Origin of the sequence: Marinobacterium alkalitolerans (assembly GCF_017776525.1) — a bacterium.
Lineage (GTDB): Bacteria > Pseudomonadota > Gammaproteobacteria > Pseudomonadales > Balneatricaceae > Marinobacterium > Marinobacterium alkalitolerans.
In genome coordinates this window covers 16,334-32,414 of sequence record NZ_JACVEW010000030.1, presented here as the reverse complement: position 1 = coordinate 32,414, position 16,081 = coordinate 16,334, and the positions used below count along the sequence as shown (strand labels likewise).

Here is a 16,081-nt window from a genome sequence, read left to right as displayed (position 1 = left end):
GCCAGAGCCAGAGCCAGAGCCAGAGCCAGAGCCAGAGCCAGAGCCAGAGCCAGAGCCAGAGCCAGAGCCAGAGCCAGCACCGGCGCCACGGGCCGAGCCTGCGCCATTGCCGCCCGAAGCCGAGGCCCTGGGTAAAGAGGTGAACTGCATTCTGCTGGACATGCATGGCCTCAAGCTGGCCGTCCCCTTCGACAAGGTGGAAGGAGCGCTGCAGCTGGAAGACCTGTCGCTGGCGATGGAAGGGCCTGAGTGGATCATCGGTCGCTTCGGTGATGACCCGGCCTGGACACATGTGGTCGATACGGCGCGTTGGCTCATCCCCGAGCGTTACAAGCCGGAGTATTCCAAGTACTCCGACGTGATCATTCTGCGTGGGCGGCGCTGGGCACTGGCCTGTGACGAGCTGATCAAATCCGTGCGTATCACCACGGCAGAGATCAACTTCAACCATGACAAGGGCAATCGTTCCTGGTTACTGGGCACCTACATGCCGGAGCGCTGTGCTGTATTGGATATCGAGCAGATGCTGCTCGAATTTGAAGCCTGCAGCGCCTGAATACGATGAACACCCGAGCGGGATGGGTTACACTGTTCCGTTCGGGTTAACCTTGTATGAACGGAGCGCGGATTAGCGTGGCAGATTACACTCAGCTAATAGTATTGGGCCTTGCTCTCCTGGCACTGGTGGCGGCTGCAATCTGCATTCATGTCCTGATTCGGGTGCGGCGTCAGGAACGTCAGCATCAGGCGCTGATCAATGTGCTGCGTAACGAAATTCGTGCCATGACCAACGGCTCCATCGGCATGGGCAAACGCCTGATGGCGATTGAGCGGACCCTGAATATTACGGTGGAAAAACAGCAGGAGCTGGAAAACCGTGATCCGGGCGTACTCGCCTACAACCAGGCGGCCAAGCTCATGGAGATGGGCGCTTCAGTGGATGACCTGGTGCGCAACTGCGGTATCGGTCGACCTGAAGCCGAGCTGATGGCACTCCTGCATCAGGAACTGCACAGCGGCGAAATGCTGCCCGAGCAGCATCAGCGTCACTGACCCCCGGTTTTGTCCAGCGTACCATCGGCTTTGAGCCCATAGGCGAAGGCGATCACTTCCGCGATGGCGCGGTACAGGGCTTCCGGAATTTCCTCGCCCAGCTCCAGTCGAATCAGCACCTCAATCAGCTCCGGGCTCTGGTGGATATGAATGTCATGTTCCTGAGCCAGTGCCAGTATCTGTTCGGCAATCAGGCCGCGGCCCTTGGCGACGACCTTGGGAGCCGTGCCCGCATCAGCATCATAGCGCAGCGCAACAGCGCTTTTTTCACTCTGTTCTGACTTCATGTGTGCACATCCACCAGCCGTTGACGCACTTCGTTCAAGGCTTCCTGTTGTGGCCGGCCCGCGAATACCTGCACATTGTCGACCACAAAGCCCTGACGGTGCAGTGTACCGGTGAATGGCTCAAGACGGGTATTGATCAGTTCGCGCGTGTGAGGAAACTCCGCCCAGAACTGGAGCTGCAGACGCCAGCCCTCTTCCAGGCTGAGGCGCGCATCCACACTGCCATAGTCATCCAGATCAAAGTGCAGGGCCGCACTCCACAGGCTCAGCATCTCTCCATCCGGCTGGCGTTCACGCCGCTCGGTGATGGTCAGTTCGGCGTTGTCCAGTTTTTCGCCCTGACGAATGGGCAGATCCAGACGATAGGCACGCTCCATGGAACCGTCAGGCTGCTCTTTCCAGCTTTGCAGGCTGCTGACCTGCTGGCTGGTGGCGCGGGCCTGGAGCGCATCGACCAAGCGTGTCATTTGCTGGCGGGCGTTCTCCGGGAGTTGCTCGGAGGCTTTCAAGAGTTGCCCAAGCTGCTGTTTGAGATCGGCCTGGGGTGCCGCTTTATCGGCCAACCCCTGATTCAGGCGTGACTCGGTCAGCAGTCCGCCCTGCTGCAGGTTACGCTTGACCGCTTCGCCGGCATCCTCACTGCCAGGCGTTACGCCAAAGAGGCTTAGCATGGACTGTACCAGCTGGTTCACCGCACTTTGATTTCGCGCAGCCGGCGACTGGCTCAGTTGAACCATCTGGTTGAGCGCATCGCCAAAGGGGATCTGCTGCGGCAACGCATCCCTCAGGGCCTGCTGTACAGCCGGTTGTTGAACTGCATTCTGGACCGGTGTGCTGGTGGCCGGCAGAGGCGACAGGCTGACATGTTGGGCATCGGTGCGGGTCAACATGACCTGTTGTCCAACGGTCAGGGGCCGGGGGCTGACCAGATTGATGCGCTCGCCGGCCAGGTTGAGTTGAACCTGGTGCTGTGTCGGCGCCGGTGGCGGCTGTTGCTGCCCGACCGTGCGTGTCAGCTGCTGCCCCTTCTGGCTCATCGCTTGGGCGCTTTGGCTGTTCGCGGTATTGGTCGGGCTGGCGGGAGGCGCCTGAGGCGATGTCGACGCCGGTGTTTGTGTCGACTGTCCGGTGCTGCCGGTCGCCGGCTGTGGCCGGGGCTGGGGCGGTGCATTCGTGGTTGCGCTCGGTTGCGTATTCGCGGGCTGCGCGGATGCGCCGGGCGCTGTGCCTAGGGTCGCTGTTCCCTGAGTAGCCGGTGCGGCGCCCGAGCTGGATGCCGTGCCTCCTGTTCCGGTGGTGGGGGAGGGCAGGTTACTCATCTGGGTGATTTGAGCGCGGTAAACCTGTGCCTGTCCTGCCTGTTGGCCGGTTGTCGGTGTGGATGGCTGCGCAGGCGTTGGATTGGCCGGCCCCGATGCAGGCGGCTGTGCGGTCTGAGGCGGCGTGGTGGGGCCGCCTGCCGGCCGTGCCTGAGCCGCCGTGGACTGCGACGATGCAGCGGCAGGTGGCGCGGAAGATTGTGCAGTCGAGCCCCCGGTGGTCGGCGCCTTGTCAGCTATGGCTGGAGAGGGCGTCTGCGCTTGAGTCTGAGCCTGGGGCTGAGCAGGCGCTGCTGAGCGCGGTGCCGGTGCCGAGGTGTTGGCGGCTGACGCGGAGCTGCCCTGTAAGCCTGAGGCGGTTGTTGTGGTAGTGGTGTTGTTCGTGCCGGCTGCTGGACGAGCAGCGGGATCACCCGGCCGGGTCGCTACAGTACTGCCGTTCTGGGCCGGCGGCTGTGGGCCTGACTGAGCGGTCAGAGGGGTGGACTGCACCACCTGCGCCTGACGGGGCGTGTTCAAGGGAAGCGATTGCAGTGCGGCGGCCTGGGCCTGCTGCCCTGCCACGCTGAGCAGAATTTGATTGCCGCTGTTGGCCGGGGCGCCCTGAGAGCCTGTCTGGGGCTGAGCCGTTGGAACCGGCAGTCGTATTTGCAGCTCGCCGGAAGCGGTACGCGACAAGTTAATACGGTCACCGGTGGCCAGAGGGGCACGCGTAATCAACTCCATCAGCCGGTTGTTGGCTTCAACCTGAATACGAAAGACCTGTCCGGAGCTGTCGCCACGGGCAACACTTTTGACCACGGCCTGCAACTCGCCACCGGCGGCCGGCAGAGGGGCCTGGGCCGGTCTGCTGCCGCTTGCAGCGGCTGAGTTGTTGGGTAGGGTGGTTGGGGGAAGCAAAAGCCTAGTCCTTCCTGCAAAAGTTGAGCCTGACGCTGGCTGGCCAATCTGTATATAATGGCCCACTTGTTCATTATCGACCAACCGTCCGTTTTTTAAAGGGTTCCGGCGTGCCAGATCAGTTGCTGACAGTGCAAAATCTCTTCTGCGAACGCGATGATCGGGTACTGTTCAACCGCCTTGGCTTTTCGGTTGCACCCGGAGAAATCATTCAGATTGAAGGCCAGAACGGCAGTGGCAAGACCACACTGATGCGTATCCTCAGCGGCCTGTCACGTCACTATGAAGGGGATATCTTCTGGCGTGGAGAACCGGTGGAGCAGGTCAGAGATGATTTCTGTCGCGATCTGCTGTATTTCGGGCATCAGGCGGGCGTTAAAGCGGTTCTGACGCCTCAGGAGAACCTGCGCTGGTATGCGGCGCTCAGTCCCGCCATCAATGCCGCCGATATCGATCATGCCCTTGAGCAGGTCGGGTTGCGTGGCTTCGAAGATGTACCCTGTCACTCCCTGTCGGCCGGACAGAACCGGCGTGTCAGCCTGGCACGGCTGTATCTGAGCAAAGCGCCTCTGTGGATACTGGATGAGCCGTTTACGGCGATCGACAAGAAAGGTGTCGCGGCCAAGGAGGCGCTCTTGCTGCGCCATGCCCAGCGAGGGGGAAGCGTGATTCTGACCACCCATCATGAACTGGGTATTCGTGGACCGGTACGCAAAATCAATTTGGACCAGTGTGCGGGAACTTCGACATGACAATGCAGACTAATTCCGAAGATCTGCAGCGGCAGAGCCTGTCAGGACTGTTTTGGGCAACCTGCCGGCGAGAGTACCTGCTCTCCTTTCGGCGCAAGAGTGATCTGGTTAACCCCTTGATCTTCTTCCTTATGGTCGCCACGCTGTTCCCGCTTGGGGTCAGTCCCGAGCCGGGCTTTCTGGCACAGCTGGCACCGGGGGTGGTATGGGTTGCTGCACTGCTTTCAACCCTGCTGTCGATGGATGCGCTGTTCCGCTCCGATTATGAAGATGGCTCGCTGGAACAGCTTCTGCTGAGCCCCCAGCCCCTGTTTCTGGTGGTGCTGGCCAAGGTGCTGGCACACTGGAGTGTCACGGGGCTTGCGCTGACGGTGATGGCGCCTCTGCTGGGGTTGATGCTGTTTCTGCCGGCAGAGGGGATGCCGGGTCTGATGCTGAGCCTGCTGCTGGGGACACCCACGCTCAGTCTGGTGGGGGCGATTGGAGCGGCACTTACCGTCGGACTGCGCAAGGGGGGCGTACTGATCTCCCTGCTGGTATTGCCGCTGTACATTCCGGTTCTGATTTTTGGCTCCAGTGCGGTACAGGCGGCCGTGACCGGGTTGCCTCTGGGAGGCTATCTGGCGCTGCTGGGCGCACTGCTGGCCCTGGCCCTGGGCTTGGCCCCACTGGCGATCAGTGCGGCACTGCGAATATCGATGAGTAGCTGATAAAAAGAGACATTATGGCAGAGAAAAAATGGATGCCGCGCTGGTTTTACCAGCTGGCCTCACCCCGCTGGTGCTATCAGATAACAGGCAAGCTGCTGCCCGGATTTGCCGTGGCGGCTCTGCTCCTGCTGGCAGGCGGGAGTATCTGGGCATTGATGTTCGCACCGGCTGACTACCAGCAGGGCAACAGCTTCCGCATCATTTACCTGCACGTACCCTCAGCCATACTCGCCCAGTCCGCATACATGCTGATGGCGGTTGCGGGTGCCATCGGGCTGATCTGGAAAATGAAAGTGGCCGACATGGTGCTCAAGTCTGCAGCGCCCATCGGTGCATCCATGGCGGTGCTTGCGCTGGCTACCGGCGCGATCTGGGGCAAGCCTACCTGGGGCTCCTGGTGGGTCTGGGATGCGCGCCTGACCTCCATGCTGATTCTGTTCTTTCTCTATCTCGGCGTCATGGCATTGAACTCTGCCATCGAAAACGAGTCCACTGCAGCGCAGGCATCGGCCGTGCTGTCGCTGGTCGGGGTGGTCAATATCCCGATCATCAAATATTCCGTGGAATGGTGGAACACGCTCCATCAGCCGGCCACCTTCAAACTGACGGAAAAACCGGCCATGCCCGCCGAAATGTGGGTGCCGCTGCTGGTGATGGTGATTGGATTTTATTGCCTGTTTGCCGTCAGTCTGATGATGCGGCTGCGCAACGAGATTATCTGGCGTGAACGCCGTACCGGCTGGGTACGTGAGCTCCTGATCAAGCAGTGAGGTTGTGGTGAGTTTCAACAGTTTCTCCGAATTTATGGCCATGGGGGGGCACGGCCTCTACGTATGGCTGAGCTATGGCCTGGGCCTGGCCGTAATCCTGATCAATGTGATTCTGCCGCGCTTGCAGCGCAACCGACTGCTGGCGGAGCAGAAACGCCGTCTGCGTCGTGAGGAGGGGGTACGATGACGCCGAAACGCAAGCAACGCCTGATGCTGGTGACCTTTATCGTAGTCGGCGTCAGTGTCGCGGTTGGGCTGACGCTGTTTGCCCTGAACCAGAACATCAACCTGTTTTACTCCCCCACCCAGATTGCCCAGGGTGAGGCGCCTGTCGACACCCGTATTCGTGCCGGCGGCATGGTGGTGGATGGAAGCGTGAAACGTGATCCTGACTCGCTGTTTGTTCAGTTCGACATTACCGACTACGACAAGACCGTAACCGTTGAATACACCGGCATCCTGCCTGACCTGTTCCGCGAAGGGCAGGGAATCGTGGCTCAGGGCTCACTCAACGATGAGGGGATCTTGAACGCCGTCGAGGTGCTGGCCAAGCACGACGAGAACTACATGCCGCCGGAGGTGGCGGAAGCGCTGGCCAAGGCCGGCAAGATGCCCCAGCCTGAAGGTCAGGAGTTCAACAAATGATCGATATGGTGGTTCCGGAGCTGGGTGAGTACGCACTGATTCTGGCCTTGTGCCTGTCGGTACTGTTGGCCACTGTTCCGCTGGTAGGTGCCAGCCGCGGAAATGCCTTGTGGATGGGCTTTGCGCGCCCGCTGAGCAAGGCCATGTTCCTGTTTACGCTGGTCAGCTTTATCTGCCTGAGCTGGTCCTTTCTCTACAATGATTTTTCGGTTGTTTACGTTGCCAGCAACTCCAACTCGGCACTGCCCTGGTATTACCGCCTCAGTGCGGTTTGGGGCGGACACGAAGGATCATTGCTGTTATGGGCCCTGATTCTGTCGGCCTGGACCCTGGCCGTGGCCGTCAAGAGCCGAAACCTGCCGCAGGATATCATTGCGCGTGTACTGGCCGTCATGGGCTGGGTCGCCACCGGCTTCTACCTGTTCATTCTGTTTACATCCAGCCCGTTTGAGCGCTACCTGCCCGGATACCCGCAGGAAGGGGCGGACCTGAACCCGCTGCTGCAGGACTTCGGCCTGATTGTGCACCCGCCCATGCTGTATATGGGATACGTCGGGTTTGCCGTTTCCTTCGCCTTTGCCATCGCCGCGCTGCTGAGCGGACGCCTGGACGCCGCCTGGGCACGCTGGTCACGCCCCTGGACCTCAGTGGCCTGGGCGTTTCTGACGCTCGGTATTGCACTGGGCAGCTGGTGGGCCTACTACGAGCTGGGCTGGGGCGGCTGGTGGTTCTGGGACCCGGTGGAAAACGCGTCTCTGATGCCCTGGCTGGTCGGTACCGCCCTGATTCACAGCCTGGCGGTGACCGAAAAGCGTGGCGTGTTCAAAAGCTGGACCGTGCTGCTGGCGATTTTCGCCTTCTCGCTCAGTCTGCTGGGCACCTTCTTGGTCCGCTCCGGGGTGCTGACCTCTGTACACGCCTTTGCCTCTGACCCGGACCGTGGTCTGTTTATTCTGGTCATGCTGGCAATCGTGATCGGTGGGTCGCTTCTGTTGTATGCCCTGCGTGCCGGCCAGATGCGCAGCGAATCCAGTTTCGGCCTGCTGTCACGTGAAAGCCTGCTGCTGGTGAACAACGTGTTGCTGGTCGTGTCCTGTGCCATGGTGCTGCTGGGGACCATCTACCCGTTGATCGTGGATGCATTGGGGCTGGGCAAACTTTCTGTCGGGCCTCCCTATTTCAATGCGCTCTTCGTGCCGCTCATGTCCATCATGCTGGTGTTCATGGGAGCCGGCGTGATCAGCCGATGGAAGCAGATGAACATCGCCATGCTGGTGCAGCAGTTGTGGCTGCCCGGTGTTCTGGCAGTTCTGCTGGGCGTCGGCGCGACCTGGCTGTATGCCGGTGAGCTGCAGCACTGGGTCACCGTGGGCATGGTACTGGCCTGGTGGGTCGTGCTCAGTGGTTTGAGAGATCTGTTCAATCGACTGCGACATCGCCGTGAAAAGCTGGCGGGCCTGATGAAGCAGAGCCGCAGCTATTACGGCATGGTCCTGGCTCACCTGGGAACGGCCGTGCTGGTGGTCGGGGTTTCACTGGTATCGATCTACAGTGAACAGCGCGACCTGCGCATGCAGCCCGGCGACTCCATCACCTTCCGTGATTACACCTTCATTTATGATGGCAATCGCCATGTGGAAGGGCCGAACTACACCTCTGATCAGGGCCAGATCCGAGTTCTGAAAGAGGGTGAACCCTACGCTGAAATGCACCCGGAAAAACGCCTGTACACCGCTCGCGGCAACGTGATGACGGAAGCAGCGATCGATCCGGGCTTCACGCGGGATTTGTATGTCGCACTGGGCGAACCACTGGAAAATGGCGCCTGGGCGGTACGTGTTCAGTACAAGCCCTATGTGCGCTGGCTGTGGCTGGGCGGCCTGTTGATGACCTTTGGTGGTTTGCTGGCCGCATCCGACCCCCGTTATCGCAAGCGCCGTTCGGCACCGGTCACTGCAAGTTGAGAGGTTTAGATGAATAATCGCAAGCTGTTTGCCTTCGTACCTCTGGCTGTATTCATCGTGCTGGGGATCTTTCTCTGGCGCGGACTTTCCATCGATCCGACCGAGCTGCCCTCGGAGCTGGCAGACAAGAAGCGCCCGATACCGGCGTTCGAGCTGCCGTCGCTGATTGAGCCCGAAAAGACGCTCACACCGGCAGACCTGAAGGGCGAGGTGGCGCTGCTGAATGTCTGGGCGACCTGGTGCCCGACCTGTAAGGAAGAGCACGGGTTCCTGAATCGGCTGGCGCGTGATGAAGGCATTACCATCTATGGCATCAACTACAAGGATGAACCCGGCAAGGCCCGTGAGTGGCTGCGCCGCTACCTGAACCCCTACCAGAAGGTGGTGCTGGATCAGGATGGCACGCTGGGGTTGGACATGGGCGTGTATGGCGCCCCCGAAACCTATGTGCTGGATGCTGAGGGCCGGGTTCGCTACCGCCACGTGGGTGCCGTTGATGCGCAGGTGTGGGAAACCCTGCAGCAGGTGATGCAGAAGGTCAGGACGGAGGCCGCAGGATGATCCGTTTGTTATCGCTTTGCTGGCTATTACTGTTGCCGTTGTCGGCTCAGGCCGCCATTGATGCCTATGAATTCTCCAGCGAGCAGAATGAGGAGCGTTTTCAGCAACTGACCGGTGAACTGCGCTGCCCCAAGTGTCAGAACCAGAATATTGCGGACTCTGATGCGCCGCTGGCGGCTGACCTGCGCCGGGAAGTACACCGCATGGTGGAAGCCGGTGAGTCGGATAACAGCATCATCGACTTCATGGTGACACGTTATGGCGAATTTGTGCTGTACCGGCCGCGCCTGAACGAGACAACCTGGCTGCTCTGGTATGGCCCCTTCGTACTCCTTGGCATCGGTGCCCTGGTGATTGTGTTGATCAGTCGTAATCGACGGCAACGGCAGGTGGCTGCAAGTGCCTCTGCCACCAGTGAAGGGAGCCGCCAGAATGGCTACCAACCCAGTGAAGGGCTTTCGCCGGAAGAAGCGGAGCGCTTGAACCAGTTACTGCAGCGGGACAAGGATCAATGATTACACTCTGGATCGGGATCGGTGTCCTCACACTGATCGCCATTGCATTCATGTTTGGGCCGGTTGTTCGCCACCAGCGGCTGGTGCGAACCGAAGCCACTGAGCGCCGCCAGCAGAATGTGGACATTTTTCGTGAACGCCTGGCAGAGCTCGAAAACGAGCGTGAGCAGGGCACGCTGGGAGATGAGGAGTTTGCCACGCTCAAGCTGGAACTGGAGCGCAACCTGCTGATTGATGCGGACGAGCAGCCGGTCCACATGCCGGGCAGAACCCGTGTGGGCCAGTCTCAGCTGGTCACCATTACGCTGCTGGCGCTGATGATTCCTGCCGCTGCGCTGGGGTTGTACAACCACCTGGGACGTGCTGATGACCTGTCCGTGGCGCTGAGTGCCCCTCAGGGTCCCAATGGTCAGCCGTCACTGGAACAGGCCATCGTATCGCTGGAGCAGGAGCTGGCAGCCGAGCCGGATAACCCTGAAGGCTGGTACCTGCTGGCCAACACCTACATGAACATGGGCAACTACGCGGCCGGGCGTGACGCCTTTGCCCGCACGCTGGACTTCCTGCCTGAGGATGCGCCCCAATACGCCAGTGTGATGGGTCAGATGGCACAGGCGATGTATTTTGCCAACAATGCCGTGATGAACGATGAGGTACGTCGCCAGATCGACGCCACGCTGGCGGTTGAGCCTTATGAGATAGCGGCACTGGGGCTGTTGGGCATTGATGCATTCGAGCAGGAGCAGTATGCGCTGGCGATCGAACACTGGCGCACGGCCCTGATTAATGCCGACGGGGCGGCTGCCGACTCGTTACGCAGCGGCATTCAGCGCGCTCAGGCACAACTGGCGTCCGCCGGGCAGCCGGTGCCTGAAGTGCCCGAGCTTAAACAGGCCAGCATTCGAGTACAGGTAAGCCTGGACCCGGCGCTTGCAGTAGATGTGGATCCTGAACAGACGCTGTTTGTGTTTGCCCGCCCGGTCGGTGGGCGCATGCCATTGGCGGCTGTTAAGCGTCAGGTAAAGGACCTGCCGATAGAGTTGGAACTCACCGATGAGATGGCCATGACCCCTCAGGCACGCTTGTCCCAGCATGCCGAGGTCGAGATCAGTGCCCGCATCAGTCAGTCCGGCCAGCCACAGCCCCAGCCGGGCGACTTGCAGGGAACGCTGGCATCCGTGGCGACACGCGGTCAGGACGAGCCTGTTTCACTGGTGATCAACCAGGTGGTAAAGTAACGGATGGGCGTTCATTAACAGGGTAAGGCAACTATATGGATATCAGTCTGCGCGAATGGCTTATCATCGGCGGTGTACTGATTGTCATCTTGATACTGGTGGACGGCTGGCGACGTGTCAGCGCCAACCGTAGCCGGCTCAGGCTGGAAATCGACCGAACCCTGTCTGAACTGGGGGACGCAGATGCCCATAACCCGGAGCTGCCCAACGGCGGTGCGCGCAAGCGCGGCGGCGAGTCATCTCCGGCCACGGCTGAACAGAGCAGCAGTGATCCCCTGTCCGCCCGTCAGGAACCCCGGATGGATGAACCCGTAGAGCCTGCTCCGCAACTGTCTGAAATGGATCCCCTGTTTGACGACATACCGGATAACACCCGGCATAACACGGCTCAGAAGTCCCGCCGCAACAGGAAACCGGCGCCCGAGAAAAAGCCTGAAGCGGCTGCAGAAGCGGAACCTAAGGCCTATACATCCGGTGCAGAGGACGAGTTGCTGGAGGCGGTTGATCGTGGCGAGCTGAGTGGGGCCGAGCTCGAGATGGAGTATCCGCTCAGCGAAGAGTCGGTATCGGCACCCAGACCCGCTGCCGGTCATCAGGCGGAACAGGCCCCACTTGACCTGGATCTGGATCAGCCCATTCCAACCCTGTTTGACCAGGTTGAGCTGCCCAACGATACGCTTGCGGCCTACCGGGACTCGGTCGAGCGGGATGTGGAGCAGGCGTCCGAGCCTGACAGCCCTGTTGAGGAAGCTCAGGCAGCGGACGACGCATCGACCGCTGCTGAGTTGCCTGCATCTGAAGGTGATGAAGCCCCCGTGCCCGATTCTCCCGCTCCGGCAGAAGAAGCCACTGAGCCCAAACGCAAGGGGCCGTCTCTCTCTTCGCTGCCGGATCCGGAACATGTGCTGGTCATTACCGTGGTCGCGCGCAACGGCGAGCGCTTGCCAGGGCCTGCACTGGACAAGATTGTCACTGCGTGTGGCATGGAGTGGGGTGATATGTCGATCTACCACCGGGCCGAAGACAACACGCCCGGAGCCCCGGTACAGTTCAGCATGGCCAATGCCGTTGCCCCGGGTACCTTTGACCCGGACAATCTGGCGGCACTGGAAACCCCGGCCGTGTCGTTTTTCATGTCCATGAACGAGCCGAATGATCCCATGACCGCCTATGAGTGCATGCTGGCGACGGCAGAAACCCTGGCCAAGCACCTGGATGGCGACCTGCTCGACGAGGATCGCTCGGTCATGCGCCCACAGACCAAGGAACACTACCGCGAGCGCATCCGCGAATTCCAGATGCATCAGCGGCAACGGCGGGCCAACTGAGGCCCGTTTTTGTTTCAACTACACAGAACCCGAACATGTCTCTTCCTGAATCCGTGATTGAGCGCGCAGAGTCCCTGCGCCGTGAACTTGAAGCACACAACTACCGTTACTACGTGCTTGACGATCCCAGCGTGCCCGACAGCGAATATGACCGACTGTTTCAGGAGCTGCAGGGGCTGGAGGCCGAATATCCCGAGCTTCAGACGGATACCTCACCCACTCAGCGGGTTGGACGCAAACCTGATACCGGGTTTGCCGAAGTCCAGCACCGCCAGCCCATGCTGTCGCTGGATAACGCGTTTGAGCCGGCCGATATGGCAGCATTTGTGCGCCGTATCGGTGAACGATTGGGGATGCCCGATACGGCGGAGCTGGAATTTGCCTGTGAGCCCAAGCTGGACGGCATCGCCGTCAGCCTGATGTATCAGCAGGGACGTCTGGTACAGGCGGCTACACGTGGAGATGGTTACACCGGGGAAGACATCACGCTGAATGTGCGGACCCTGAAATCCGTTCCCCTGCGCTTGCTGGGGGAAGGGTGGCCCGACGAGCTGGAGGTCAGGGGCGAGATCTACATGCCCCGTGCCGGTTTTGAAACACTCAACGCTCAGGCCCGTGAAGCCGGTGAGAAAACCTTCGTGAACCCCCGTAATGCTGCTGCCGGCAGCCTGCGTCAGCTGGATCCGGCAGTGACCGCCCGTCGTCCGCTGGAGTTCTGCTGTTACAGCACCGGGGTTGTGACCGGTGGCTCCTTGCCTGAACGCCATGCCCAGCGGCTGGAGCAGCTGCATGCCTGGGGGCTGAAGATCAACCCGGAGATGCGTGTGGTTGAGGGTCTCTCGGGGTGTCAGGACTATTACGAGCGACTGGCCGAGAAACGTGACAGCCTGCCCTATGATATTGACGGCATCGTGTTCAAGGTCAATCGGCTGGACCTGCAGGAACAGCTGGGTTATATCGCCCGTGCTCCGCGCTGGGCGATTGCGCACAAGTTTCCGGCACAGGAGGAAACAACCCGGCTGAAGGCGGTTGAGTTTCAGGTTGGACGTACCGGGGCGATTACGCCGGTCGCCCGGCTGGAGCCTGTCTTTGTGGGCGGCGTTACCGTCAGCAACGCGACCCTGCACAACATGGATGAGATCGCCCGGCTGGACGTACGCGAGGGGGATGTTGTAACCGTCCGCCGTGCCGGGGATGTCATTCCCCAGATAGTTCAGGTACAGAAGGAGCGCCGCCAGGGGGATGAGCGTGAGGTGCAGATTCCGGCCCACTGCCCGGTATGCGGCTCGGATGTGGAGCGCGCCCGTCTGGTGAAGCGGGGCAAGGGGCGTGAGCAGGTCAGCGAGGGGGCGGTATACCGCTGTGTGGGACGCCTGTCATGTCAGGCACAGTTGATACAGGCCCTGATCCATTTCGTGTCGCGCAAGGCGATGGATATCGATGGCCTGGGTGAAAAGAATATCGAACTGCTGGTACAGCGTGAGCTGGTGCGTTCGCCGGCTGACCTGTACCGCCTGAGGGTGGATGACTTTCTTCAACTTGAAGGCTTTGCCCAGTTGTCCTCGGAAAACCTCTACAACGCCATCGCGGCCAGCCGCAAGGTCGAGCTGGCGCGCTTTATCTATGCACTGGGTATCCCCGAGGTTGGAGAAGGTACCGCACGCACGCTGGCGGCGCAGCTGGGGACGTTGCAGCGCTTGCGAGAAGCAGAACCCCTGTTGCTTACCTGGCTGCCCGATATTGGTCTGGAAGTGGGGCATGAAATTCACAACTTCATGCAGGATAGCCATAACCGTCAAGTTATTGACGACCTGCTGGCTCAGGGTATCGAGCTTCAGCATGAATCCGAAATCGCCGCTGAGCTGCAGGCTGCCATCGGGCTGGATCGTCTCCTGTTGCGGCTGGATATCCCCGGCGTTGCCAAAACAGGGGCCGAATCGCTGGCACGCTATTTCAAGTCTCTCGAGTCCTTGCTGAGTGCGGACGAGTCCGTGCTGGCCGAGGTGCCCAGGCTGAGTCGCAAAGCCCGTGACGGTATCATGAGCTGCCTGCGGCAGCCGGAGTGGGTCGAACAGGCACGACGACTGGAGCAGCAGCTTAGAGCCTTTGGCATGCACTGGGAGTGCGAGCCCAAGGCCAATGCCAGTGCCGAGGTATCGGCACAACCGTTACAGGGGCAGACCTGGGTATTGACCGGCACCCTGGAACAGATGACGCGGGATCAGGCCAGGGCTCGTTTATTGTCACTGGGTGCCAAGGTCAGCGGCAGTGTGTCCGGTAAAACCCATACGCTGGTAGCAGGCCCCGGTGCCGGCTCCAAGCTCAGCAAGGCTGAGCAACTGGGCGTGCCGGTCATGGACGAAGCGGCCTTTCTGGCGCAGCTGGAGCAGTGGGAGGCGTCATGATTGTTCCCTGGCAGGCTCTGGCTCCCGAGACCCTTGAGAATCTGCTGCAGGCGTTTGTCACCCGTGATGGCACGGACTATGGTGAACAGGAGTACAGTCTGGATGAGAAGGTCCAGCAGGTGCGCCGCGCGCTGGAAAGAGGGGACGCCGTGATTGTGTTCAGTGAGCGCAGCGAGCAGTGCAACATAGTGCCCGCCGATCAGGTACGGGACTGGGATTAACCAACCGGGTGCAGACATTTGGAACAGCTTGATCAGATCACTTCGATGATCGCACTCACAATGGGGGTTGCCTGGGCCAGTGGCATCAACCTCTATGCGACCTTGCTGATGCTGGGTGTGCTGTCCAATATGGGCCACCTGACATTGCCGCCGGGGCTGGAAGTGGTCAGTGATCCGCTGGTGATTGCAGCCGCCGGTTTCATGTATTTCGTGGAGTTTTTTGCCGACAAGACACCCGGTGTGGATACCGGCTGGGATGGTCTCCATACCTTCATACGCATCCCGGCCGGTGCTGCGCTGGCTGCCGGAGCCGTGGGCGACATGAGCCCGGTGGTGGAGGTTGCAGCCGCGATAGTGGGCGGCTCCATGGCGGCGGGCAGCCATGCCCTCAAGTCGGGCACCCGGGTACTGATCAATACCTCGCCGGAACCGCTCACGAACTGGACCGCGTCGTTCAGTGAAGACTTGATGGTGATTGGAGGGCTATGGGCCGCCTTGAACCATCCGCTCTGGTTCCTGGGCGCGCTGATTCTGTTTATCGGCCTGCTGATATGGCTGTTGCCGCGTATCTGGCGGGCGGTGAAAAAGGTCTTTTCGACCCTGGCCAACTGGTTGAGTGGGCGCAAGGCTGAACCGGAACGACCATCGCCGACGGACAGCATGGAGCAAACGGCGGCACGGGCGGCCGGACGTCAGCTGCCACCGGAGTAGTCAGGCCCAGCTTTCGATGTGGGCGTTATTGATCAGCATACGCAAGAGGTCGGTGCGACACACAATCCCCTCCAGCTTGTCGTCCTTGCTGATCACCGGAATCGCCCCGATATCGTAGCGCACAAAGCTTGCGGCAATGGCGGAGACCGGTGTATCCGGTGAAGCGACAATCATCTGCTTACGGTAGGCCTGGGTCACGCTGATGGGTGAGTCTGTGCCGCGCTCAAGGATGTCATTACGCGAGAGAAGGCCGAGCGGCCGCCCGTCGTCATCCACCAGTATCAGGTGGTACACCTCTTGCGTATTCATTATTTCCCACGCCTGGCGCAGGCTGGACTCGGGGGCGACGGTCAGAACCGGACTGCTCATGATCTGTGACGCACGTAGCCCCTTGGGGCTGGATGAGGCGCTCTTGTCCTGACTGGCAGCCTGCTCATACCCCTTGGGCTGGCGCCGTGTTTGAGTCGGAAGCTCGAAGCGTTCCCGTGAGAGCTGGATACGCTCTTCTGTGCCTTGTTGACGGTGAAGGTTGTCATCGGACTCGGGCAAGCCGGATGCCGAGCCGCTTTGTTGCATCGACTCGACACCTCGCTGCCGGAAGAGAGATTCCACCGGTGTTTGAATACGATATCCCTGATCGTAAATAACAAGCGCCATACTCGCTTACCTCCGCACTGTGCCGGAACAGGCCGGTTCTTTATA

The 16,081-nt window shown here is 60.5% G+C and carries 18 protein-coding genes; 15 read left to right on the top strand and 3 right to left on the bottom strand.

The genetic code is table 11. The annotated features are described in order from the left end of the window. Positions 1–556, top strand: a 556-nt coding sequence (locus H9C73_RS14795; protein ID WP_209288677.1) for a chemotaxis protein CheW, incomplete at its 5' end; no start/stop codon positions are given. Positions 557–633: 77 nt separating this feature from the next. Beyond that, on the top strand, positions 634–1,053 hold the full coding sequence (locus H9C73_RS14790) for a DUF2802 domain-containing protein (RefSeq protein WP_209288676.1): 420 nt from the start codon (positions 634–636) through the stop codon (positions 1,051–1,053). On the opposite strand, the gene H9C73_RS14785 is transcribed toward H9C73_RS14790, so the two are convergent. Together H9C73_RS14785 and H9C73_RS14780 are read right to left on the bottom strand one after the other, a co-directional pair. Beyond that, positions 1,047–1,340, bottom strand: a complete 294-nt coding sequence (locus tag H9C73_RS14785) for an EscU/YscU/HrcU family type III secretion system export apparatus switch protein (protein WP_209288675.1) — start codon at positions 1,338–1,340, stop codon at positions 1,047–1,049. The genes H9C73_RS14790 and H9C73_RS14785 overlap by 7 nt on opposite strands. Further along, the gene (locus H9C73_RS14780; protein ID WP_209288674.1) at positions 1,337–3,559 is read right to left on the bottom strand and encodes a flagellar hook-length control protein FliK; all 2,223 of its coding nucleotides are present in this window, start codon (positions 3,557–3,559) and stop codon (positions 1,337–1,339) included. The genes H9C73_RS14785 and H9C73_RS14780 overlap by 4 nt, the downstream gene beginning before the upstream one ends. A 110-nt stretch (positions 3,560–3,669) precedes the next feature. Here H9C73_RS14780 and ccmA point away from each other — a divergent pair, with 110 nt between their 5' ends. From ccmA to H9C73_RS14715, 13 genes are read left to right on the top strand one after another with little or no spacing between them, the layout of a single operon-like run. Next, positions 3,670–4,311, top strand: coding sequence for a cytochrome c biogenesis heme-transporting ATPase CcmA (ccmA, locus tag H9C73_RS14775; protein WP_209288673.1), 642 nt, complete (start codon positions 3,670–3,672; stop codon positions 4,309–4,311). After that, entirely contained in the window at positions 4,308–5,021 is a 714-nt protein-coding gene (gene ccmB / locus H9C73_RS14770; protein ID WP_236014313.1) for a heme exporter protein CcmB, read from the top strand. Before ccmA ends, ccmB begins: the two co-directional genes overlap by 4 nt. Positions 5,022–5,035: 14 nt before the next feature. Continuing rightward, positions 5,036–5,791 carry a heme ABC transporter permease gene (locus tag H9C73_RS14765; protein WP_328797989.1) on the top strand — a complete coding sequence of 252 codons (756 nt, stop codon included), beginning with the start codon at positions 5,036–5,038 and terminating at the stop codon, positions 5,789–5,791. Between the two features lie 7 nt (positions 5,792–5,798). Then, positions 5,799–5,978, top strand: a complete 180-nt coding sequence (ccmD, locus tag H9C73_RS14760) for a heme exporter protein CcmD (RefSeq protein ID WP_209288672.1) — start codon at positions 5,799–5,801, stop codon at positions 5,976–5,978. Next, positions 5,975–6,436: a cytochrome c maturation protein CcmE gene (ccmE, locus tag H9C73_RS14755; RefSeq protein ID WP_209288671.1), complete on the top strand. Its 462-nt coding sequence runs from the start codon at positions 5,975–5,977 to the stop codon at positions 6,434–6,436. The genes ccmD and ccmE overlap by 4 nt, the downstream gene beginning before the upstream one ends. 8 nt (positions 6,437–6,444) lie before the next feature. Next, positions 6,445–8,400, top strand: coding sequence for a heme lyase CcmF/NrfE family subunit (locus tag H9C73_RS14750; RefSeq protein ID WP_209288679.1), 1,956 nt, complete (start codon positions 6,445–6,447; stop codon positions 8,398–8,400). 9 nt (positions 8,401–8,409) lie between these two features. Then, positions 8,410–8,961: a DsbE family thiol:disulfide interchange protein gene (locus tag H9C73_RS14745; protein ID WP_209288670.1), complete on the top strand. Its 552-nt coding sequence runs from the start codon at positions 8,410–8,412 to the stop codon at positions 8,959–8,961. Beyond that, positions 8,958–9,476, top strand: a complete 519-nt coding sequence (locus H9C73_RS14740; RefSeq protein ID WP_209288669.1) for a cytochrome c-type biogenesis protein — start codon at positions 8,958–8,960, stop codon at positions 9,474–9,476. Before H9C73_RS14745 ends, H9C73_RS14740 begins: the two co-directional genes overlap by 4 nt. Next, complete coding sequence (ccmI, locus tag H9C73_RS14735) at positions 9,473–10,714, top strand: c-type cytochrome biogenesis protein CcmI (RefSeq protein ID WP_209288668.1); 1,242 nt, start codon at positions 9,473–9,475, stop codon at positions 10,712–10,714. Before H9C73_RS14740 ends, ccmI begins: the two co-directional genes overlap by 4 nt. Before the next feature lie 35 nt (positions 10,715–10,749). Then, positions 10,750–12,042, top strand: coding sequence for a cell division protein ZipA (gene zipA, locus H9C73_RS14730; protein WP_209288667.1), 1,293 nt, complete (start codon positions 10,750–10,752; stop codon positions 12,040–12,042). Positions 12,043–12,077: 35 nt separating this feature from the next. Then, positions 12,078–14,447, top strand: a complete 2,370-nt coding sequence (gene ligA / locus H9C73_RS14725) for an NAD-dependent DNA ligase LigA (protein ID WP_209288666.1) — start codon at positions 12,078–12,080, stop codon at positions 14,445–14,447. Next, the gene (locus tag H9C73_RS14720; RefSeq protein WP_209288665.1) at positions 14,444–14,668 is read left to right on the top strand and encodes a YheU family protein; all 225 of its coding nucleotides are present in this window, start codon (positions 14,444–14,446) and stop codon (positions 14,666–14,668) included. Before ligA ends, H9C73_RS14720 begins: the two co-directional genes overlap by 4 nt. 45 nt (positions 14,669–14,713) lie before the next feature. Continuing rightward, positions 14,714–15,379 (top strand): DUF4126 domain-containing protein, encoded by a 666-nt coding sequence (locus H9C73_RS14715; RefSeq protein WP_236014311.1) that lies wholly within the window; start codon positions 14,714–14,716, stop codon positions 15,377–15,379. Here H9C73_RS14715 and H9C73_RS14710 read toward each other — a convergent pair whose 3' ends face one another. Further along, a complete protein-coding gene (locus H9C73_RS14710; protein WP_209288663.1) occupies positions 15,380–16,036 on the bottom strand; it encodes a CBS domain-containing protein in 657 nt (218 codons plus the stop codon). It lies immediately after the preceding gene. Between the last annotated feature and the right edge of the window lie 45 nt (positions 16,037–16,081).